This window comes from Betaproteobacteria bacterium (assembly GCA_016720925.1).
Taxonomy (GTDB): Bacteria; Pseudomonadota; Gammaproteobacteria; order Burkholderiales; family Usitatibacteraceae; genus UKL13-2.
Genome location: JADKJR010000001.1, coordinates 304,027 through 323,355 on the forward strand (window position 1 = coordinate 304,027; position 19,329 = coordinate 323,355).

Below are 19,329 nucleotides of genomic sequence, written 5' to 3' on the forward strand. Positions count from 1 at the left end.
CGTAAAGAGCGAGGGCATTTTTTTTGATGATGCACACCCCCACATTGCCACCGAATGATTTTTCGATCGCGCAGCGCGCCGGTGTTGGTTTGCGCGCGCCGCACTACCAGGCCATGCTCGCTCGGGCGCCCGCGGTGTCGTTCCTCGAAGTACACAGCGAGAATTTCTTTGGTGACGGCGGCCAGCCACTGAAGTACCTGGAGCGATTTCGCGAGGACTATCCAATCAGCACGCACGGTGTCGGCCTCTCGCTGGGATCGGTCGATCCGCTCGACCCCAACCACCTGCGAAAACTGAAGCGGCTGGTGGATACGATCGACCCGGTGCTGGTTTCGGAACACATATGCTGGGTGGGTGTAAACGGCCGCTTCATGAACGACTTGTTGCCGCTGCCGTACACCGAAGAATCGCTTGAGCACGTGATTCATCGAGTCGGCGAAATTCAGGATTTTCTCAAACGTCCGATTCTCGTCGAGAACGTCTCCAGTTACCTCGAATTCGTCGATTCGACCATTCCGGAATGGGAATTCGTGCGCGAAGTGTCCCGTCGTGCCGGCTGCCGGATTTTGCTCGACGTGAATAATATTTACGTCAATGCCGTCAATCATGATTTCGATGCGTTGACCTATCTCGATGCGATCGCGTCGGGCAGCGTCGGCGAGATTCACCTGGCCGGCTTCCAGGACACCGGTGAATTGCTGATCGACACGCATGGCGCCGCCGTGTGCGACGATGTCTGGGCGCTCTACCAATACGCCATCACGCGCTTCGGCAAAGTGCCGACGCTGATCGAATGGGATACCGATATTCCTTCGCTCGATGTGTTGCTGGACGAAGCGGAGAAAGCCAATCGCATTCTCGCCGCGCATGAGCCGGAGGTGTCGCATGCTGCGTGACGTACAGCGCGCAATGGCGGAATTGCTGATGGCTGGAGGCACACCGGATGAGAAGAAAGCCGGTGACCTGATCCGCGGCGGAAAACTTTCTGCCGCGCGCCGCATGGAAGTCTATCGGCACAATGTGCTTTCAAATTTACGTGGCGCGCTGAAGGATATTTTTCCCGTCGTCAATCGCATTGTCGGTGACGCTTTTTTTCTGCATGCGGCGGATCAGTTCATCCGTGTGACGCCGTCGCATTCCGGCGACCTGAATCAGTTCGGTCGCGAATGGCCATCGTTTCTGGCGAATTACCCGCACGCGACAGAATTGCCATATCTTGCAGACGTGGCAAAACTGGAATGGGCATGGCACGAATGCTTTCATGCGGCCGACGCCGCACCGATGGATCTGGGCCGTCTCGCCTCGGTCGCGCCTGACGCGCATGGCTTGCTGGTTTTTCATCTGCACCCGGCTGTGCGATTGCTCGTATCCGCGTATCCGGTCCTGCGCATCTGGCAGGTCAACCAGCCGGATTTTGCCGGTGACATGCAGATTGACTGGGCGCAAGGCGGCGATGCGCTGATGGTGCGCCGGGACAGTGGTGTTGGCGGCGGTCTGGAGGTGGTGATTCAAAGCCTCGCCGCGGGTGAATACCGCTTCATGTGCGAACTGCATGCGCGGCGTACGCTGGAGCGGGCGGCTGCGGCGGCGCTCGAAACAGACAGCGAATTTGATCTGCAGGCGTTTCTGCTCGAATGCGCGCAACGCGGCGTGATTGTCGATTTCTCTCGCGACGCTACGTGATTCGGCTGCGCAGGAATTACGCAGCAGCTTGGAATACTGACGGCAATAACCAGCGTCCGCTGTCATTCTCGCCCAGCGCAATCCTTGTGGTTGTGCGCGGGAATGACGAACCATGGTGTGAAACTATCGCCACTATTTCTGACTACTGCGTAACGCAGGGAGAACCGTTAAAAACACCTGGTCCTTCCGGCCCGGTGTGGACCGCGAAAACAGCTGGCGCGATCTGACGGCGGAGTTTGAGAGGGGCTCGATGCCTTGTTTGAAGATGAGTGCCATCGAGTTTCTATAGGATCGTTAACGTTAGCGGCAACTGGCGCGGAACGGCATGCCTGGCTTGGGCAAGAATGAAATGATGCCCAAGGCAGGCGTGCCTTGGAGCGTCCGGTTGACCAAGGGGTTGGCGTCAATTTCATAAGCGAGCGAATGGTCTGACAAGTAATCATGCGCGACCATGGCTAGAAATACCTCGCCGCATTGAGCACTGCACCAACTGCGGTGAAAAGTAGGCCGAACTGTTCAAGTTGACGATACAGAGCCGGAGGCCCGACGGTAACTTGGTCAAGATGAGCTTGCAACGCGCGACTTCTCTCAATGGCACCCGTTCCAAATGGCGGGACGAGTGGGAACGGCCGAAGAATGCGGACGGTGCACATGAAAAATAAGCCTATAGCTACGGCGACCGCTCCACCGTTCCGATCAGGCAGACCAACGTAGAGCGTCAATGGAACCAACGCAATGCCAACCGACGCGGACATGATCCTACGAATGGGATGCACGCGGAGCTTGTTGCGTAGCTCAGGCGTCACTCTTGACGCCTATATTTAGAGAGCATGGCATCCGCATGACATTCCGCGCTGCTGCATAACGTGTTGTGGACAAGGGGACCAAAATTCACCATGAACAAGCTTATCACCGCGCCTGCTGCGTAACACTATCAAAAGCAGAATCACGAAATGCAGCAGCGAGGTTTAATGGCCGGTGTACGAAAAGGACACCACCGAGTTCGTGAAACACTAGCGCTGGTGCGGTTTTCCGGGCGAAAAGCCCGTAAACGCCGCGCCAGTGCTTGAGTTTGTGCATTTCGTTTGCCAAGAATCCCCGTTCGCCGCCGGCCTCAAACGTACCGGGGCGGGCTCAGGCCGAACGGCCATGAGTTGACGAGTGGAGATAGGCTGTTTTGCGTTGACGGAATCCCGCCACGTCACGCGAGTATCAGTGAAAGCGTGCCACGTCCCGCGACAACTTTACCCGTGTCTTCGGCGTCATCACTCCCGTCGCGAACGTCGTGCACTCGCGTGAGCGTCATCCCGGATTTTTCAATTGCCGCGGGGCTCATGATCCGCGGCAATCCTCCGGGCCGATATCGCTTATGCCCGGAGTTGTGACTCGGCGTGCTTCAGTGTTGAGCGCGCGGTCCAGTGCAGAATGACAATCACCGGCAACGCGGCAAACAGTGCCCACGCATCGACCTTGGGGTCGGCGAGTTGAATGAGACTGGCGATGGCGATGCTGCAGATATGCGTGATGGCCATCCAGTTGCGGTCCTTTAGCAACCCAGGAACGTCGAGACGGTCGTTGCGCTTGAGTGCCAGTAACATCGACGGCAACACATTGCACAGCGCGAAATAGACGATCGCGAACAGGGTCAATAGCAGCGGTAGCGTTGCGCCATTCAACATGGCGTGCTGTTCCAGCGCATTACGCGCGGCAAGGAAAGCGTAGCCGCTGATCGAGGTCGCGATGGCGGCCATGGCGGGTGAGCCGAACCAGCTCGTCCAGCGTTTGGACCCGCGGACCGCGCCGAGCGCGCCCTCGGTCGCGGCCGCGATGGCTGCCGCTTCCACACCGTACAGCATCAGGGCCAGAAAGATGAAAATCTCGCCACTGGCGAACGACAGCGTCGTCCCGGGAATTTTTACGGGGAAGAACGCCACGACACACACAAAGGCCGTGATCAGGGCGATCTGGAAAATAGTCGCCACGGGTAGTGCGACGATGGAAAGCAGCGCGTTGGCCAGGAGTCCGTAGCCGATGACGGCAAGGATCCACCAGTAGGCGCGTGCGTTGGCGTTGTAGTCGTGCATGTCAGTTTCTCGCGAATTCGACTGGTTCGGGGAGGGTGATCATCGTCCGGTGGGAGATGAATCAGCGCTCGCCGAGCACTGCGCCTTCCGTCAAAATCACGCCCTCGGTCAGGATCACGCCTTCCGTCAGGATCACGCCTTCGGTGAGAATCACGCCTTCGGTGAGGATCACACCCTCTGTCAGGATCACGCCTTCGCTGAGAATGACACCCTCGGTCAGGATCACGCCGCTGCCGTAGGTGAAACCGCTTCCCGACAGCAGCCAGGTGCTGAGTGACGAGGTCGGTGTAAACGCGCCCGATTTCCTGAGGGAAGAACTCGAGCCGAGCAAGAGGTTTGCACTTACCACGCCACCGGTCACGAGTGACTGGTTCGACGCGGCTGCCATGGTTATCGACTTGACATAGTTGGTGCCGGGCCAGTAGGTCACCGTGTGACGCCCTGCAAGATGGCGGGCCCACACCAGACGGTGATCCCAGATCGGCTGGAATTTGGTAAACAGTGCACTTCCGCTCAAGACCTGATTGCCACCTGCATAGACGATGCGGCTCCAGTTGAACGTCTGGCCGTTGATGGTTGACGTGGCGGCGGGCATGACCTTGCCGGCGGCAAGGAGGCTCGCGCCGGACGCAATGCTGCCGGCTTCAACCGCGGTATTGATATCCGTGCGCAGCGACTTGGCTAATGTGACCGCACCATCGACGTTGAGCAAGCCCGCACCCTGTTGCAGCAGGTTGGCGCCCGGCAACGGCTGGGCCGAGTATTGCAGGATCGCCTTGATCAAAGGTGGCGTAAGTCCCGGATTGGCTTGCAGCATCAGCGCGACCGTGCCCGAGACGGCCGGGGCAGCGATCGACGTACCGCTCAGCAGCATTTTGGTTTCGGTCAGGGTTGCCGTGATACCCAGCGGCGTCACCAGCAGGCTCTTGAACGTATTGGCGAGGAAATTCCAGGTGAGTGCGGTGCTTTTCGTGGCCGCGGCGCCGACGATCTTGTTGCCCGGCGCCACCAAGTCAGGCTTCAACAGGTTGTCGACCTGGCGCACGCCGGCGGCGTCGATGTAGGAACCGCGGGTCGGGCCGCGCGAACTGAAGCCGTTGATGGCGTCGTCGCCGCGCGTCGTCGTGCCGAGATTGTTAACCGAGCCGACCGTGATCACCGACGGGTCGTTGCCTGGCGAACTGATCACGCCGTACATTTCTTGCCCGACGAGGTTCTTGCCGAAGTTGCCGGCAGCCACCACGACGGTGATGCCGGCAGCGGTGGCGCTGCGGACGGCCACGCAAAGGGGATCGGTCAGGGCGGATTCGGCCGAGCCTGCGGCGAGGCTGATATTCAACACGCGGATGTTGTATTCCTTCGCGTGGTAGATCACCCACTGGATGCCTTCGATGGCATCGCTGATCGTGCCGAAGCCGGTGTCGCCCAGTACCCGTACGTCGTAAATATTGGCTTTGGGCGCAACGCCGTTGATATCGGGCGCGGTGCTGTCCGAAGGCGCGGAATAGCGCCCAGCGGCGACGGATGCGACGTGGGTGCCATGACCGTAGCCGTCCTGGGTGTAAACCATATCGGCGGCGATGGAAGCCTCGTAGTTGTTAAGCGCCAGGCTGCCGGGTTGCAGCGACGTGGCACCGCTGCCGTTGATCCAATTGGCGAGATTGCCGTTCAACATGTTGACGTTGCGCTTGACGCGGTCCAGGCCATTGTCAAAGGCATCGTGCTTGCTCATGACGCCGGAATCGAGAATGGCGATGCCGACACCGCTGCCGTCGAGGCCGGTATAGGCGGTCTTGGAGCTATAGGTGCGGACGTTGCTGGTGAGGGCGCCGGTAATGGATTCGAGCGCGCTGAAGGTGCGCTGGGTCTCGCGATTGGGCGACACGCTGAGCACATCGTCGCGTTGCGAAAGCATCCGTACCTGGCTGGATTTGACCTGCGCGGTAATGGCCGGCAAGGACGGAAAGAACGCGTGCACGGAGCCGCCAAGTTGCAGCACCTTCGCGCGCAGGTCGGACATGTCCGGGTCGGAACGATCCCCAACGATGATGACCTGGACCTGTTTCGCACCATTGACGTCGCGCGCCCACCTGGAATTGCCCGATCGGCTGCTGCTGATTTCGGCATCCAGATCCTTCGCGATCTTGGCGCCTACTTTGCGGCCCCAGCCCTCCGCATGAACCGTATTGAATCCCGCGCCGGTAAACAGTATCGCCGTGGCCGTCAGCATTGCCGCAAGCGCCTTGCCTGATGCGGTGATGTGGAGCCCGCGCGCTTCTTGCGTGGAGACACGCGCACCCGAAGCAACGGGCACCAGCCCATGGGCACGGACGGAACGGAAGAACAGGTTACTTAGTGAGGTCATGTGGCACCGTGATGTTTTTTCAGACAATGCGTCTGGTGTTTTTGTGGAGTGGCTTATCAGGCTCAAGATTAGCGACCATGCCTGCAAAAAAAAGTGAAGAAATCCACAGTTGCGGCGCGGGATTGTAAAACCTTGTGTCGGGTTTTCATCGTGATTCGCGAAGCCGCGTCAAGCGGGCACTCGCCGCAATGGTGGCGAACGGCGTTGGAATCTATTGCAGTAAGCAGTAAGCAGTGAGCAGTGAAAAGGTGCAGGTCATTTCGACGTACAATTTCCGCTGCCGCCAGGCGCCGCCGACAGGGCCGGTGGGCTGCTAGCGTGCGCTGCGGATCAGGCGGCTGCTGGACATCAGCAGGTCGATCTCGTTGGCGGTGACGGGTGGCGAGCTCAAGTTTCCCTGGCCAATATCGACGCCGAGCTCCTGCATGACGCGCCACTGCGCTTCGGTTTCGATGCCCTGCGCATGTACGCGCTTGTCCAGGGCGCGACCGAGTGAGGTAATGGCGCGAATGATTTCCCGGGCCTCCCGGGCCTCGCCCGCCTGCTGGACAAACGTGCGGTCAATCTTTATGCCGTCAATCGGCAGACTGGTGAGGTGGCTCAGGGACGAAAAGCCGGTGCCGAAGTCATCGATGTTGATGGACACGCCGGCGGCACGCAGCGTGGCGAGCGTATTGGCGCCGGATTGATGCCCCTCGATGAGCGCACGTTCGCTTAGCTCAATGGTCACCAGATTCGCCGGCACGTCGTTGGCGGCAAGTTGCGCGAACAGAAAGGTGGCAAAACTCTCCTGGCGGATTTCGCGGCCCGAGACGTTGATCGACACGCGCAGCGACTGTCCCTGCGGACTCTCGCGCCAGATCTTCATCTGCTGACACACTTGTTCGATCACCCATTTGCCGAGCGGAACGATGAGCCCCGTCTCCTCGGCAATTGGCAGGAAGGTCCCGGGATAGAGCAACCCGCGCTTCGGGTGTGCCCAGCGTACCAGCGCTTCATAGCCGCACAGGGTGCGGTTGCCGAGTTCGTGCTGCGACTGGTAGTGGATACGAAGTTCGCCGACGTTGATCGCGCGGCGCAATTCATTTTCAAGCTGCAGCTCGGCCGCCGCGCGGTCGTGAAGACTCGAATCGAATACCGCATAACGCGCCTTGCCCGATGTCTTGGCCTTGTACATGGCCAGGTCCGCGTCGCGTATCACGTCGTCGGGCGATTCATACTTGCCGCTGCCGAATGCGATGCCGATGCTGGCACTCGAGGTGATGTTGGTGCCTTCGATGCAAAACGGCGCGCGGAACGTGTCCTGAATCCGCCTGGCGAGATCGATGACACGCTCATCGCTCGTGACTTCCTCGACCAGCACCGCGAATTCGTCGCCGCCGAGTCGCGCCACGGTGTCGGTGCTGCGCACCACGCCCTTGATGCGGGTGGCGAAGCCGGTCAGCAATTCGTCGCCCGCGCCATGGCCCAGGCTATCGTTGACGGATTTGAACCGGTCGAAATCGAGGAACATCAGCGCGAACCGCGCATTCTCGTCGCGCTTGACGCGGGCAAGCGCTTTTGTCAGCTGGTCGCGAAAGTACACACGATTCGGCAAGCCGGTCAGCGTGTCGTGAAACGCGATCCGCAGCAGCTTGGCTTCCGCTTCCTTGCGCTCGCGAATGTCCTGCATTTGCACAATCAGGTCCGGATCGTTGGTGCCGTCGCCAAAATAGGCGACGCTGAACGCCACACCGATCGCCTCACCATGCTTGTCGATACAAAACAGTTCGCGCTCTATCGCCGAGGTGGCCGCCTTGCTGATTCGGGCGATGTCGCCGAGCAGCAACTCGAAATCCTGCGGCGGCATGATGGTGCCGAGCCCGCTGCCGAGCAGTTCGGACTCGTAGTATCCCAGCATTTTGCAGACCGCCGGATTGACCTGCAGGATCGCGCCCTTGGCTGAAACCAGCGCCATGCCGATCGCGGCGTTGGTGAACGCGCCGTGGAACCGCGCCTGGCTGCGCTGGATCTCGGCCGCGTGCGCCTGGGCGCGTTGCGATTCCTGCTTGGCGACGTCCAGCAGCGCCGCTTGCGCCTCGCGCTCGGCATTCGCGCGCGCAAACAGGAAGTGCGCGGACGAGAGCGACAGCACGATCGTCGGCGACGCGGCGAATGCCACCCAGACACCGAACTTGGCGCCGGCATAGTAGAGAAGGCCGGCAATGGCGGCGCTGCAAACGTGCGCTACCGCCATCCAGTTGTGATCCTTGAACAGCGCTTCCACGTCCAGCCGTTCGCCGCGCTTGAGCGCCAGCAACATGGACGGCAGCAGATTGGTCAAGGCGCAGTAAACGACCGCGAATACGGTCAACAGCAACAGGTACGCGGCGCCATTGAGCATGTCGTGCTGATCGAGCATGTTGCGAACGGCGATGAAACCAAAGCCGCTGATCGATACCGCGATGGCCGCCATGGCCGGCGTGCCGAACCAGCTTGTCCAGCGTTTGGACAATCGCACCGCGCCAATCGCGCCTTCGATGGCGGCGGCGATGGCCGCGGCTTCCACGCCAAACAACAGCAGCGCCAGGAAGATGAAGATCTCGCCGGCCGCAACCGATAGCTTGGTTCCGGGAATCTTTACCGGGAAGAAAGCAACCGTGGCGACGAAAGCAATGGCCAGCGCGATTTGCAAAATTGTCTGGTTGGGCATTGCGCTGACGAAGATGAGCGCGTCGGCCAGCAATACATAACCGATACCGGCAATGGTCCACCAGTAGGCGCGTGCGTAAATGTTGTAATCGTGCATATCAGCCTCGCGATCTCATCTTCGTCCGAACGGAGTCGCGGCCGCCGCGTCGGGCCGGCTGCATCTTTCTGCTTGAACGTGCGGATCGATTGATGAAATTCATGGCTGGAGGATAACGGACGGCATGTTGGCGCGTAAGTGACGAAATCCACAATTCAAGGCGGTTTTGGTGCGCAGATTGTAAGACCTTGTGTCGGACTTTGCGCGTTTTCGGATATGGCGCGAGCACGTTTGCGGGATACGCGGCGCCAGCACCCGGGGGGTTTTGGGCGGACGCATCACATGGGATTCGACGCAGGAAGTCGCCGAAGATATTTGTCCGCTGCCACCAAATTCGGCGACAGCATGAGGCGGCAAATGATTGCCAGCTTGGCGAGAAGCCGCTGACCTACGGTTCTGACCCGTCCGACCACATTTTCTCGTACGCACTGCGAAAGTTCAGCGGCGGCGATGTGATGGATATGTATTCGAATTCCAACGTGCCGGTGTTTTCGATGCCGTGATACTCGTTGTCTTCGAAGCGGACCACGTCACCCGCCGCGAATACCGCTGTTGCGTCGTCGTCCAGCAGCAACCGGCCCGTTCCGTGTAGCGCCACCCAGACTTGCTCGGAAGTGGCGTGCCGATGCGGCGGATTCTTCGCACCCGGTGGCAGCGTGACGCGGGTGACGGTGATGCGTTTTGAGTTTGAGTTTTCCGGAAAGATCAGTTGTCGTGATCGGACTGCGGAGTTGGAGAAAGTATCGATGTCTTGTTTTCGGATGAGTTCCATCGAGTTTTTCTCCGATCGTTAACGATTAAGGTAAAGGGCGGCGCGCTTTTGCGGCGTCCCAGCGACCGAAGGGAACGAACTTGACCGCATAGTTATGCCTTCACTTGGGCGTACTCACTTAGGGCGAGCACAGCCAGCACCAAAGTAAGATCACTTCACAAACTATGATCGTCCAAAATTGGAAAGCCAAACCAACACTTGCTTGAAGTGGTTTGTTCGAAGAACACGAAAGCAAATGACGGCCACAGTTGGGGCGACTAGCAGGCAAATAAACGTCAAACGAGGAGCCAGGAATGCGAATGCGAAATTTCGGTACGGCAAATACGCGACACCATCAAACGCGCAACAATAACACGCCACCCATTAGCAGAAGTACGTAAAGCCAAAGGTATGACTTCGCCCGCCGAGTTTCGCTCATAACATCCCTAGACATAACTATATTTAGGGGGCATGGCGTCCGCCTATCATTCCGCGATGCGGCATAACGCGCTGTGGACAAGAGGACAAAAGTTCATCATGAACAATAGCTTATCACCGCGCTTGCTGCATAACACGACCATTAACAGAATCACGAAAAGCAGCAGCGAGGTTTGATGGTAAGCGTTCGGGCAAGATAACGCGGAGTTAGCGAAACCCTAGCATTGGCGGGCTTTCAAGGCAAAAAGGCCTGAAACGCCGCGCCAGTGCGTGAGTTTGTGCAATAAATGTTTAAGAAGACTCCGTTCGCGCTGAGGTATCGAAGCGCGGGTTGTGTGGTTTTCTTGATATGGTGGCCCGTTCAACCCTTCGATACCTCAGGGCGAACGGAATTTTGCAGATGGCCATTTGAGTTTCTATTACGGACACGCCCGGTCGCGTTGGCAAAAGCCTGCGCGAGACCAACAGCCGCTACGACTTCGGCGCTGGCTCCGGCGTCATCACTTCCGCCGCCAGCGTCCAGCGCGGTGGCAACCCGCCGCTCGCGTCGCGCACCCACACGCGCACGTACTGCCCCTTGCGCGCGGCACCTTCTTTCGGTTGCCATGTGAAATTGCCGACGGCGTAGGCGAGGTCATTGGCGCGCGAGACGCCTTGCAGGTTCACCGTCCACGACCATTGTCCTTCCTGCGATTTCAGATATTCGCCGATGGCCGCCGTGCCGTCGATGGGGAACTGGCCCTCGCGCAGCAGGCGGGTGCGCGGCGTGATGACATCCGCGTAGGTGGCAGTGCCGCGCGCGATGAATTGCTGCTCGGCATCGCCAACTGGCGCGGCGGCGCCGGATTGCTGCGCGGTCAAATCGAGCGCGATCAATGGTGTGGTGGGCAAGGCGTCGGGCGTGGCGGTGGCGCCGTGCGAGATGCCGTGATCGATGAGCACTTTCCATTCGCCGCCCGGTTGCTTTTGCCACACGGAAAAGAACTGGCCGTGCGCGGCGGGTGCGCTGGGGTCGGTCTTGCTGCGCCGTAGCCATGGACCGGTGGAGAAGCCCAGATCGCCCGAGGCCGCGCGCACGGTGCGCTGCGATTTCCAGTCGAGCACGATGGCGGGGTCGGGCCGCGCACGCAGCCAGGTTTTGGCGTCCACCGGTTCGGGGCGCAGCAGCCAGGATGGCTCGGCGAAGAATTCGAGAAAGGCCGCGCGCATGCCGTTCTTCACGGAGTATGCGGCGAACTTGCCTTCTTCGGCGGCGAGGTCCCTGGCGGTGAATTCCGCGGCAGAAGTGAAAGCGGGCGCGATCATCGCGAGCGGCAGTGCGATCAAACAGGCGGCGCGAATGAAAGGGCGCATGGGATCCTCAAGGTTCTATCGGAACGTGTGAGGCAATTTAACGCAATTTACGCGTGAGCTGTGCGACCGACTTCAACAGTATGTGACGAAGCCGCACAATTGCGCCCATCACAAGAATGCGTACCTACAGCACATACCTCGCCAGATCCTCGCTCTTCGCCAGTTCGCCCAGCTTCTCGTTCACATATTCCGCCGACACCACGAACTTGCTGCCGCGCGAAGCGGGATCGTACGAAACTTCTTCCAGCAACTTTTCCATCACCGTGTACAAGCGCCGCGCACCGATGTTTTCGGTTTTCTCATTCACGGCAAAGGCAATTTCGGCCAGGCGCCGCACCGTTTCCGGCGGAAATTCCACCGTCACGTCTTCGGTTTGCAGCAGCGCCTGATACTGCTTGGTGAGGCAGGCGTCGGTGTTAGTGAGGATGGCCTCGAAATCCTCGATCGACAGCGATGAAAGTTCAACGCGAATCGGCAGGCGGCCCTGCAATTCGGGAATCAGGTCCGAGGGTTTGGACAAGTGAAAGGCGCCGGAGGCGATGAACAGGATGTGATCGGTCTTGATCATGCCGTACTTGGTGGAGATAGTCGTGCCCTCGATCAGCGGCAGCAGGTCGCGCTGCACGCCTTGGCGCGACACATCCGCGCCCTGCATCTCGGATCGGCTCGCAATCTTGTCGATTTCATCGATGAATACAATGCCGTTCTGCTCGACATTCTTGATTGCGCCGATCTTGGTCTCTTCATCGTTGACCAGCTTCATCGCTTCTTCGTCGATCAGGAGCTTCATCGCTTCCTTGACGTTGAGCTTGCGGGTCTTCTTGCGGGTTTGTCCCATATTGTGGAACATGCCCTGGATCTGCTGGGTGAGTTCTTCCATGCCCGGCGGGCCGAAGATTTCCATCGAGGCCGGCGTGGCGGAGATTTCTATTTCGATCTCGCGATCATCGAGCTTGCCTTCGCGCAGCATCTTGCGGAATTTCTGGCGGGTGCTGCTATCGTCGGTATTGTCGGCGTCGGCCTTGTTGTAAAAATCGAAATTGCGTGCTTGCGGAAGCAGCACATCGAGCACCCGTTCCTCCGCATTGTCCCCGGCAAGGCTGCGCACTTTGTGCGCCTCGTGCTCGCGCGCCTGCTTGATGGCAATTTCAGCGAGGTCGCGAATGATGGAATCTACATCGCGACCGACATAGCCAACTTCGGTGAACTTGGTGGCTTCCACTTTGAGAAAGGGCGCATCGGCCAGCCGCGCCAGCCGCCGCGCGATCTCGGTCTTGCCCACACCGGTCGGCCCGATCATCAGGATATTCTTGGGCGTGATTTCGTTACGCAGCGGCTCGGGTACCTGCGAGCGGCGCCAGCGATTGCGCAGCGCAATGGCGACGGCGCGCTTGGCGGCGGCCTGGCCGACGATGTGTTTGTCGAGTTCGCTGACAATTTCTTTGGGTGTCATCACTCGAGAATCTCGATCGTATGGTTCTGGTTGGTATAGATGCAAATCTCGCCGGCAATGGTCAGGGCCTTCTTGATAATCTCGGCCGGCGGCATGTCGGTGTTTTGCAGTAGCGCCTGCGCGGCAGCCTGCGCATAAGCGCCGCCCGAGCCGATCGCCAGCAATCCCAGTTCAGGTTCAAGCACGTCGCCCGTGCCGGTGATGATCAATGAACTGGTGCGGTCGGCCACCGTGAGCATGGCTTCGAGGCGGCGCAGGATGCGATCGGTGCGCCAATCCTTGGCGAGTTCGATGGCGGAACGCATCAGGTGACCCTGATGCTTGTCGAGCTTGGCTTCGAAGCGCTCGAACAGGGTGAAGGCATCCGCGGTGGCGCCGGCGAATCCGGCCAGCACCTGGTCTTTGTGCAGGCGCCGGACCTTGCGCGCGGTCGCCTTGACGACGATGTTGCCGAGCGTGACCTGGCCATCGCCGCCCATGGCGACTTTGTCACCGCGACGGACGGAAATAATGGTGGTGCCGTGAAATTGTTCAGGTTCCATGATTGCGCGTGGAGGTTGTTTCAGCAGAGGTGGGGGAGAGTTTCCCGAAAGCAAGAGACGGCGAACTTGCCCATGTGAGGCGTGCGCCTCGCCTCAAGCCGCCTTCTTGCGCATCAGGATGGCATGCTTGGTCATGCCAAAAACTTCCAGCAACGCCGCGGTCAGCTCGTTCAGATTGGAGAGGATGACGCGCTTTTGGGCGAGATGAATGGCGCGTATGGTTTCAAAAAACTGTCCGGCCACGGCAAAGTCGATGCGCATGAGATTGCTCATGTCGACCAATACTTCCTGATGGGATGAAGCGTAAACGGATAGCTGTTGCAGCATTTCCTTGTTGCTGGCGCTGATCACGCCTTTTAACGGGAATCCGCTATAAACCGCCGTGCTGGTTGTGGTGCTCTCCAGCAGATGATTGGCTCCATCCTGCCCGGAAGGCCGAACGACCACGTCCCACGGCGGAGGAGACACTTCAAACGCCACCGCGTATTCGAGCCCAAGCTCTTCATACTCGTTCAGCTTGCCATCGAGAATGTAGAGTTCGAACAATAGCGACCAATAACCCAAGCTGTTGGCCAGCGACTCGCCCGCGGCTTCGTTGATACTATTTTTGAGCATTGCGGCGAACTCATCGATGCCATTAAACCAGATCGGAATTTTCGAGCGACGCAAACGCTGAAAAACAATGGAGAACAGTTCCGCCTCTTCCGGCAGCATGGCGGTGACTTTGTCCAGACCGATGCGACCGGTCCCCATCTTGGTGGCAAAGGCTTCAAACTTGTCGATTTCGCCGAGTAGCGCGCCGTCGAATGCGGGCTTCAGCGAAAAGAAATCCTTGCGTTCGCGCTTTTCTTTGCGGCGCGGGTCCGACGTATCCGCGGAATCCGCCCATACCGGTGGCGAACGCTCAAATTTGACGCTGAAGAGCATCGACAGGTTGTCGAACTCCGGACGATTGTGCGTCAACTGGTACAGGTCGAACAGCATCAGCCAGGTGCGGATGCTGTCCTTGCCATCCTTGGTTTTCAGGTGATCCTTGAGGGTTGCCTCGGCGCCTTCGTAGCAATCGGCGGAATACAGAATCGCCGCTTCGTAGAGCGCGGGAAAGCTGTTCGAGTCCGGGGAAAGTTGTTCGCTGGAAAAGCCGCCTGAACTTATCATGGCCGATTTCGTCGTGGCAGCAAGGCCGGTTGCCTTGGGGTACAAACCGGTTTTTCCAGGATGTGAAGTAGCCATTGTGTGCGGTTCAGTTCTTGGCCAATTCAGCGCCGGTCAATCGATAATACAACGAAGAATCATTCACCAGCTCAAGGCGCCCTGAAACCACAATTGCATCCCATGGAGAAAACTCCAGCGGCATTTTGGCAACAACCTCAATCATTGAATCGGGCCCTTGCGAAACACAGTATGGGCAATGGGTGGGCAGCGGGGAAAGAAGGAAATGCGACTGCTTGACGGCGGTCGTCAGCGGCAGGACGAAGCCGTAGACTTTGACCTGCTGCTTGTCGAGTTCCCTGATTTGCGCGCTGAATTCCGGGCGCAGGGTAGTCTTGCCCGCTTTCTTTTCCTCCACCACCTTCACCTGACGCAACAGCTGCCAGGCAATAGTGCCCGGTGGCAGCGGGTCCTTGCCGATGTAGCTATAGAGTTGTTCGTCGGCGATCTTGGGGGCTTCGGGGGCGGCGGCTGTGGCATTGCCCGCAAGGGCGACGGAGAGAAACACGAAGAAAAAAATTGAAGTGGTGGCCGCGACCATTTGCGTCGCAATGGACACAGACTGTTGCCCGCAAAACCGAAAGATTTCTGCCCACCGCAAATTCACGTTACGTCGCCTTTAAATCCGTTTCTGGAAATCATCCGGCGTTGAATCGATTCACGCGCGGCCCAAAAGTTCTGGCATGGCATCCCGATAAGCGCGCCACGCGGGAAATAATCCTGCCGCCAATGCCAGCCCGAGCGCCGCGCCGATCACCCGGAATTCCGCGTTGGCCCACACCAACCCGGTGAGTTGCACACGGTGGACATTTGCAACCGTCTGACCGATCCACTCCGCGCCAACATGACCCAGCAAGAGGCCAAGTATAACTCCCGCGACGCCCAGCGCGAACCCCTGGGCGAGAATGGTGAGAAACACCGTGCCGCGACTCGCGCCGAGCACCCGCAACAAGGCCAGATCCGCGCGGCGTTCATCGAGGGCGTTCATGAGGCCGATGAAAATGCCCAAGCCCGCGCACAGCATCATGATGCCGGCGAACAGCTTCAATGCGGTCACCCCGAAACCGAGCAAGGCGAACAGGCGGGAAATTTCCATCGCCGGCGCGGCGGCCTGCAACCCGCTGATGGCGTTCACGCGTCGCGGGAACGAGGCGGCGGCCATCGGCGTGGCGTACTGAATCAGTAGCGCGGTGATTTCTTTTTCCGCGTCGGCATGTTCGGTTTTGCCTGCATCGCCATGCGCGTGCACGGCCCAGATGCTTTCCACCGGGGTGAGGATGAGGCGATCGATCACCGCGCCGGTGGGCTTGAGGATACCGACGACCTCAAATGGTTGATTGGGGTGGGCGCCGCCGCCATCGGTTAGGCCATGGGTCCCGGCAAACGATTGCCCCAGCTTCAGCCCGGTGCGCGCTGCCGCTTCCGCGCCAAGCAGCACTTCCATCGGCTTGGCCCACATTCGACCGGTCTCAACGGCGGCGGCGTGGAGTTCAAGGTAGTCGGGACGCGTGCCGACGATGCGAAAGGCCCGGTAACTGTCGCCCAGCGCCAGCGGGATCGCCCGCTTGACGGCGGATTCGGCACTGATGAGGGTTGCCTCGGCGAGCGGGATATTTCCGGTCGGGACATCAACCTGAAAAACCGAGGACAGAACCAGTTGCAGCGGGCTGCCTTTTGCACCGACCACCAAATCGATGCCGGCCGCATCGCGATCCATGCGTTCCTCGGCCTGCGTCAGAGTCAGCAGCAGGGCGACGATGGTCGCGATGCCGAGAGCCAACAGGAGAATATTAAGCAGCGTCGCGAGCAGGCGTTCGCGCAGATAAGCGAGAGCGAGCGGCAGTGCGATCGCCAGCGCATTCATGAACGCAATTCCAGCACTTGCGTGAAACGGGATTTGATGCGTTGATCGTGCGTGGCCACCAGCAATGTCGCGCCGTGTTCAACCGCCTGATTGAACAGCAGATTGATGGCCGCCGCGCAATTGGCATCGTCAAGCGCTGCCGTCGGCTCGTCGGCGAGGATCAGTGCGGGACGATTCATCACCGCGCGCGAAATGGCGACACGCTGCGCTTCGCCCTGCGAAAGCTGGCGTGGCCAGGCGTGCCGTTTATCACCAATCCCCAATGTGTCGAGAATGGCATGAATGCGTTTGTCATCAACGGGAATCCCTGCCAGTTTTTGCGCAAGCTGCAAATTTGCCTCGACGGTGAGCGCTGAGATCAGATGCAGCCGTTGCATGACGAAGCCGATGTGCCCGCCGCGAAAATGGTCCCGGTCACTGGCCGTAAGTCCGTTCAGGCTGGCGCCATTGACGCGGATCTCGCCCGCCATCGGCAGCGCGATACCCGACACAATATTCAGCAGCGTGGTCTTGCCCGAACCGGAAGGCCCCAGCACAAGCGTGTGTTGTCCGGCCGCAACCAGAAAGTGGTCGAGCACCAGCACCGCCCTGCCATCGTAGCCGGCCCGGAGGCCGGTGATTTCCACCATCATCGAGGACTATTTCAGTTCAATCACCGTCCTGGCGTCATCCGCCACACAATAGGCAAGGCCCTCGATGAAGATTCGCTTGGGCAGATTGCGCCCGATGAAAACCATTTTTGAGGCCCGCGTTTCTCCCGCTGCCCACGGCTTGCCGGGACTGCCGCCCATGGTCATGTGAACACCCTGGAAGATCATTCGGCTGTTCTCCCCTTCGATGTTGAGCACTCCCTTGTATCGCAGCATGTCATTGCCGTAGGTCTGGATCAGCAGGGACAGGAATGCTTCTATTTTTTCCATGTCCAGCGCGCGTTCGGACGTGAATACGAACGACTGGATGTCGTCATCGTGGTGGTGATCATCTTCCTTCAGGAAGTCTGGATCGATTTCCAGCACCGAATTCAGGTTAAAGCCGCGAACGTCGAGGATTTCCTTGATGTCGGTTTCGCCGAAATGCACCGGCTTGTAAGTGGCGCGCGGATTCATGCGCTTCATGCGGCTGATCAGCGCGTCGGTTTCTTCCTTGGCGACCAGATCGGTTTTCGATATCAGCACGCGGTCGGCAAAGCCAATTTGTTGGCGTGCCTGTTCATTGCCGTCGAGCTGCTGTTGCGCGTGCTTGGCATCCACTACCGTGATGACGGCATCAAGTACGTAGTAGCGATGAACGTCGTCATCCATGAAAAATGTCTGCGCGACCGGGCCGGGATCGGCCATGCCGGTGGTCTCGATAATAACGCGATCGAATTTAAGTTTGCCTTTCCTGCGCTTGTCAGCCAGTTCACCGAGGATGCGCACCAGATCACCGCGCACGGTGCAGCAAATGCAGCCGTTGTTCATTTCAATGATTTGTTCTTCCTTGTCCTGCACCAGGATATCGTTGTCGATGCCGGCCTCGCCGAATTCGTTTTCGATCACGGCGATTTTCTCGCCATGGCGCTCAGTCAGGATGCGATTGAGCAGCGTGGTTTTGCCCGCGCCCAGAAAGCCGGTGAGGATGGTGGTGGGGATGGGGGATTTTTTCGATGTTTGTGTTGACATGTATAACTCTTCGCGGGAATTCAATTAATCAAAATGGGGGCGGTCGCAGGCGGCTTCAAGCCACCTTTTGCGAGCCACCGTTGGAAAGAGCGCTTTCGTTGTGGATGAAGGAACACAGGGTCTCTTTGACGATTCGCTCGTCCAGATCCCGCGTGATAAACACCAGACGCGTCGTGTGATCCGCGTCCGGCCAAGCCGCCAGTTGCGCGACAGGATAGATTGTGTGCTGCACCGCATGAATGGCACGCGGTCGCGCTTCACCCGCCACATTGACGATGCCCTTGATGCGCAGCAGCTGATCGCCACGCAACGTCGTGAGTGTTTCCAGCGCGTCCACCAATTGCTGCCAAATAATCGGTTGATCGAACACCATCGCGAACGCATGGAAGCGTTCATCGTGCCGCACCGCAGGCGCCGCGCGCTTGAATGGCGCGGCCGATGTCGTGGCAACCAGCGGCCGATAAGCCTCCGCCCGCAGCCACGCTTGCACATCGGGCGTCTTCTGCCCCGGCTGATACAGGCCGGTGTTGAACAGGACGGACGGATCGATTTCGCCGGACACCGCTTCAAAAATCCGCGCGCCCGGATTCAGTGTGAGCAATCGCGCACGCAACACGTCGACTGTCGCACGCGGTACGCAATCGGTCTTGGTCAGCACAATGCGATCCGCCACCGCCGCCTGCTTGACGCTCTCGATGTGCTGGTCAAGCTGTGCATCGCCGTGCTCGGCGTCCACCGTCGTGACCACGCCGGCCAGCGAATAGCGTGCGGCCACCAGCGGCATTTCAATCAGCGTGTGCATGATAGGCGCCGGATCAGCGAGCCCGGTGGTTTCAATGATCACGCGCTTGAAGTCGGGAACGTCGCCATTGGCGCGCTTGAAATACAAATCGCGCAATGCCTGCACCATGTCGCCGGCGACCGAGCAGCAGATACATCCGTTCGACAGCACGGTCAGATTCTCGCTCGCTTCGCGTACCAGCAAATGGTCGATGGACACGGCGCCGAATTCGTTGATCAGCACGGCGGTTTCCTCGATTCCTGGCTGCCGCAAGAGGCGATTCAGCAGCGTGGTCTTGCCGCTGCCGAGGAAGCCGGTGAGCAGGGTGACGGGGGTAATTGAGGATGCAGTCAT

Annotated in this window: 15 protein-coding genes; 2 read left to right on the forward strand and 13 right to left on the reverse strand. The window is 59.2% G+C overall.

The genetic code is table 11. The features are described 5' to 3' along the window. Positions 1-29 precede the first annotated feature (29 nt). Together IPP88_01540 and IPP88_01545 are read left to right on the forward strand one after the other, a co-directional pair. Positions 30-896, forward strand: coding sequence for a DUF692 domain-containing protein (locus tag IPP88_01540; GenBank protein MBL0121450.1), 867 nt, complete (start codon positions 30-32; stop codon positions 894-896). Next, on the forward strand, positions 886-1,683 hold the full coding sequence (locus tag IPP88_01545) for a putative DNA-binding domain-containing protein (protein MBL0121451.1): 798 nt from the start codon (positions 886-888) through the stop codon (positions 1,681-1,683). The genes IPP88_01540 and IPP88_01545 overlap by 11 nt, the downstream gene beginning before the upstream one ends. Before the next feature lie 1,367 nt (positions 1,684-3,050). Here IPP88_01545 and IPP88_01550 read toward each other — a convergent pair. The 13 genes from IPP88_01550 to IPP88_01610 form a co-directional block, all read right to left on the reverse strand. Then, complete coding sequence (locus IPP88_01550) at positions 3,051-3,767, reverse strand: hypothetical protein (GenBank protein MBL0121452.1); 717 nt, start codon at positions 3,765-3,767, stop codon at positions 3,051-3,053. Between the two features lie 61 nt (positions 3,768-3,828). Next, entirely contained in the window at positions 3,829-6,132 is a 2,304-nt protein-coding gene (locus IPP88_01555) for a S8 family serine peptidase (GenBank protein MBL0121453.1), read from the reverse strand. Positions 6,133-6,445: 313 nt separating this feature from the next. Further along, on the reverse strand, positions 6,446-8,920 hold the full coding sequence (locus IPP88_01560) for an EAL domain-containing protein (GenBank protein ID MBL0121454.1): 2,475 nt from the start codon (positions 8,918-8,920) through the stop codon (positions 6,446-6,448). Positions 8,921-9,308: 388 nt separating this feature from the next. Beyond that, a complete protein-coding gene (locus IPP88_01565; protein ID MBL0121455.1) occupies positions 9,309-9,692 on the reverse strand; it encodes a cupin domain-containing protein in 384 nt (127 codons plus the stop codon). Positions 9,693-10,580: 888 nt separating this feature from the next. Further along, a complete protein-coding gene (locus tag IPP88_01570; protein ID MBL0121456.1) occupies positions 10,581-11,462 on the reverse strand; it encodes a hypothetical protein in 882 nt (293 codons plus the stop codon). A 124-nt stretch (positions 11,463-11,586) separates the two neighbouring features. Continuing rightward, on the reverse strand, positions 11,587-12,915 hold the full coding sequence (gene hslU, locus IPP88_01575; GenBank protein ID MBL0121457.1) for an ATP-dependent protease ATPase subunit HslU: 1,329 nt from the start codon (positions 12,913-12,915) through the stop codon (positions 11,587-11,589). Next, a complete protein-coding gene (gene hslV, locus IPP88_01580) occupies positions 12,915-13,457 on the reverse strand; it encodes an ATP-dependent protease subunit HslV (protein MBL0121458.1) in 543 nt (180 codons plus the stop codon). The genes hslU and hslV overlap by 1 nt, the downstream gene beginning before the upstream one ends. Before the next feature lie 93 nt (positions 13,458-13,550). After that, positions 13,551-14,615 (reverse strand): anti-sigma factor antagonist, encoded by a 1,065-nt coding sequence (locus IPP88_01585; GenBank protein MBL0121459.1) that lies wholly within the window; start codon positions 14,613-14,615, stop codon positions 13,551-13,553. 85 nt (positions 14,616-14,700) lie between these two features. Next, positions 14,701-15,210 carry a DUF3299 domain-containing protein gene (locus tag IPP88_01590; GenBank protein ID MBL0121460.1) on the reverse strand — a complete coding sequence of 170 codons (510 nt, stop codon included), beginning with the start codon at positions 15,208-15,210 and terminating at the stop codon, positions 14,701-14,703. 117 nt (positions 15,211-15,327) lie between these two features. Next, positions 15,328-16,533, reverse strand: a complete 1,206-nt coding sequence (locus tag IPP88_01595; protein MBL0121461.1) for an ABC transporter permease — start codon at positions 16,531-16,533, stop codon at positions 15,328-15,330. Continuing rightward, complete coding sequence (locus tag IPP88_01600; protein MBL0121462.1) at positions 16,530-17,165, reverse strand: ATP-binding cassette domain-containing protein; 636 nt, start codon at positions 17,163-17,165, stop codon at positions 16,530-16,532. The genes IPP88_01595 and IPP88_01600 overlap by 4 nt, the downstream gene beginning before the upstream one ends. A gap of 6 nt (positions 17,166-17,171) precedes the next feature. Continuing rightward, positions 17,172-18,194, reverse strand: coding sequence for a GTP-binding protein (locus IPP88_01605; protein ID MBL0121463.1), 1,023 nt, complete (start codon positions 18,192-18,194; stop codon positions 17,172-17,174). A gap of 55 nt (positions 18,195-18,249) precedes the next feature. Next, positions 18,250-19,329, reverse strand: coding sequence for a GTP-binding protein (locus IPP88_01610; protein MBL0121464.1), 1,080 nt, complete (start codon positions 19,327-19,329; stop codon positions 18,250-18,252).

Bases quoted from the DNA above. Each gene is read 5' to 3' on its own strand.
- IPP88_01540 (MBL0121450.1), top strand. From the start codon at position 30: ATGCACACCCCCACATTGCCACCGAATGATTTTTCGATCGCGCAGCGC.
- IPP88_01545 (MBL0121451.1), top strand. From the start codon at position 886: ATGCTGCGTGACGTACAGCGCGCAATGGCGGAATTGCTGATGGCTGGA.
- IPP88_01550 (MBL0121452.1), bottom strand. From the start codon at position 3,767: ATGCACGACTACAACGCCAACGCACGCGCCTACTGGTGGATCCTTGCC.
- IPP88_01555 (MBL0121453.1), bottom strand. From the start codon at position 6,132: ATGACCTCACTAAGTAACCTGTTCTTCCGTTCCGTCCGTGCCCATGGG.
- IPP88_01560 (MBL0121454.1), bottom strand. From the start codon at position 8,920: ATGCACGATTACAACATTTACGCACGCGCCTACTGGTGGACCATTGCC.
- IPP88_01565 (MBL0121455.1), bottom strand. From the start codon at position 9,692: ATGGAACTCATCCGAAAACAAGACATCGATACTTTCTCCAACTCCGCA.
- IPP88_01570 (MBL0121456.1), bottom strand. From the start codon at position 11,462: ATGCGCCCTTTCATTCGCGCCGCCTGTTTGATCGCACTGCCGCTCGCG.
- hslU (MBL0121457.1), bottom strand. From the start codon at position 12,915: ATGACACCCAAAGAAATTGTCAGCGAACTCGACAAACACATCGTCGGC.
- hslV (MBL0121458.1), bottom strand. From the start codon at position 13,457: ATGGAACCTGAACAATTTCACGGCACCACCATTATTTCCGTCCGTCGC.
- IPP88_01585 (MBL0121459.1), bottom strand. From the start codon at position 14,615: ATGATAAGTTCAGGCGGCTTTTCCAGCGAACAACTTTCCCCGGACTCG.
- IPP88_01590 (MBL0121460.1), bottom strand. From the start codon at position 15,210: ATGGTCGCGGCCACCACTTCAATTTTTTTCTTCGTGTTTCTCTCCGTC.
- IPP88_01595 (MBL0121461.1), bottom strand. From the start codon at position 16,533: ATGAATGCGCTGGCGATCGCACTGCCGCTCGCTCTCGCTTATCTGCGC.
- IPP88_01600 (MBL0121462.1), bottom strand. From the start codon at position 17,165: ATGATGGTGGAAATCACCGGCCTCCGGGCCGGCTACGATGGCAGGGCG.
- IPP88_01605 (MBL0121463.1), bottom strand. From the start codon at position 18,194: ATGTCAACACAAACATCGAAAAAATCCCCCATCCCCACCACCATCCTC.
- IPP88_01610 (MBL0121464.1), bottom strand. From the start codon at position 19,329: ATGACTGCATCCTCAATTACCCCCGTCACCCTGCTCACCGGCTTCCTC.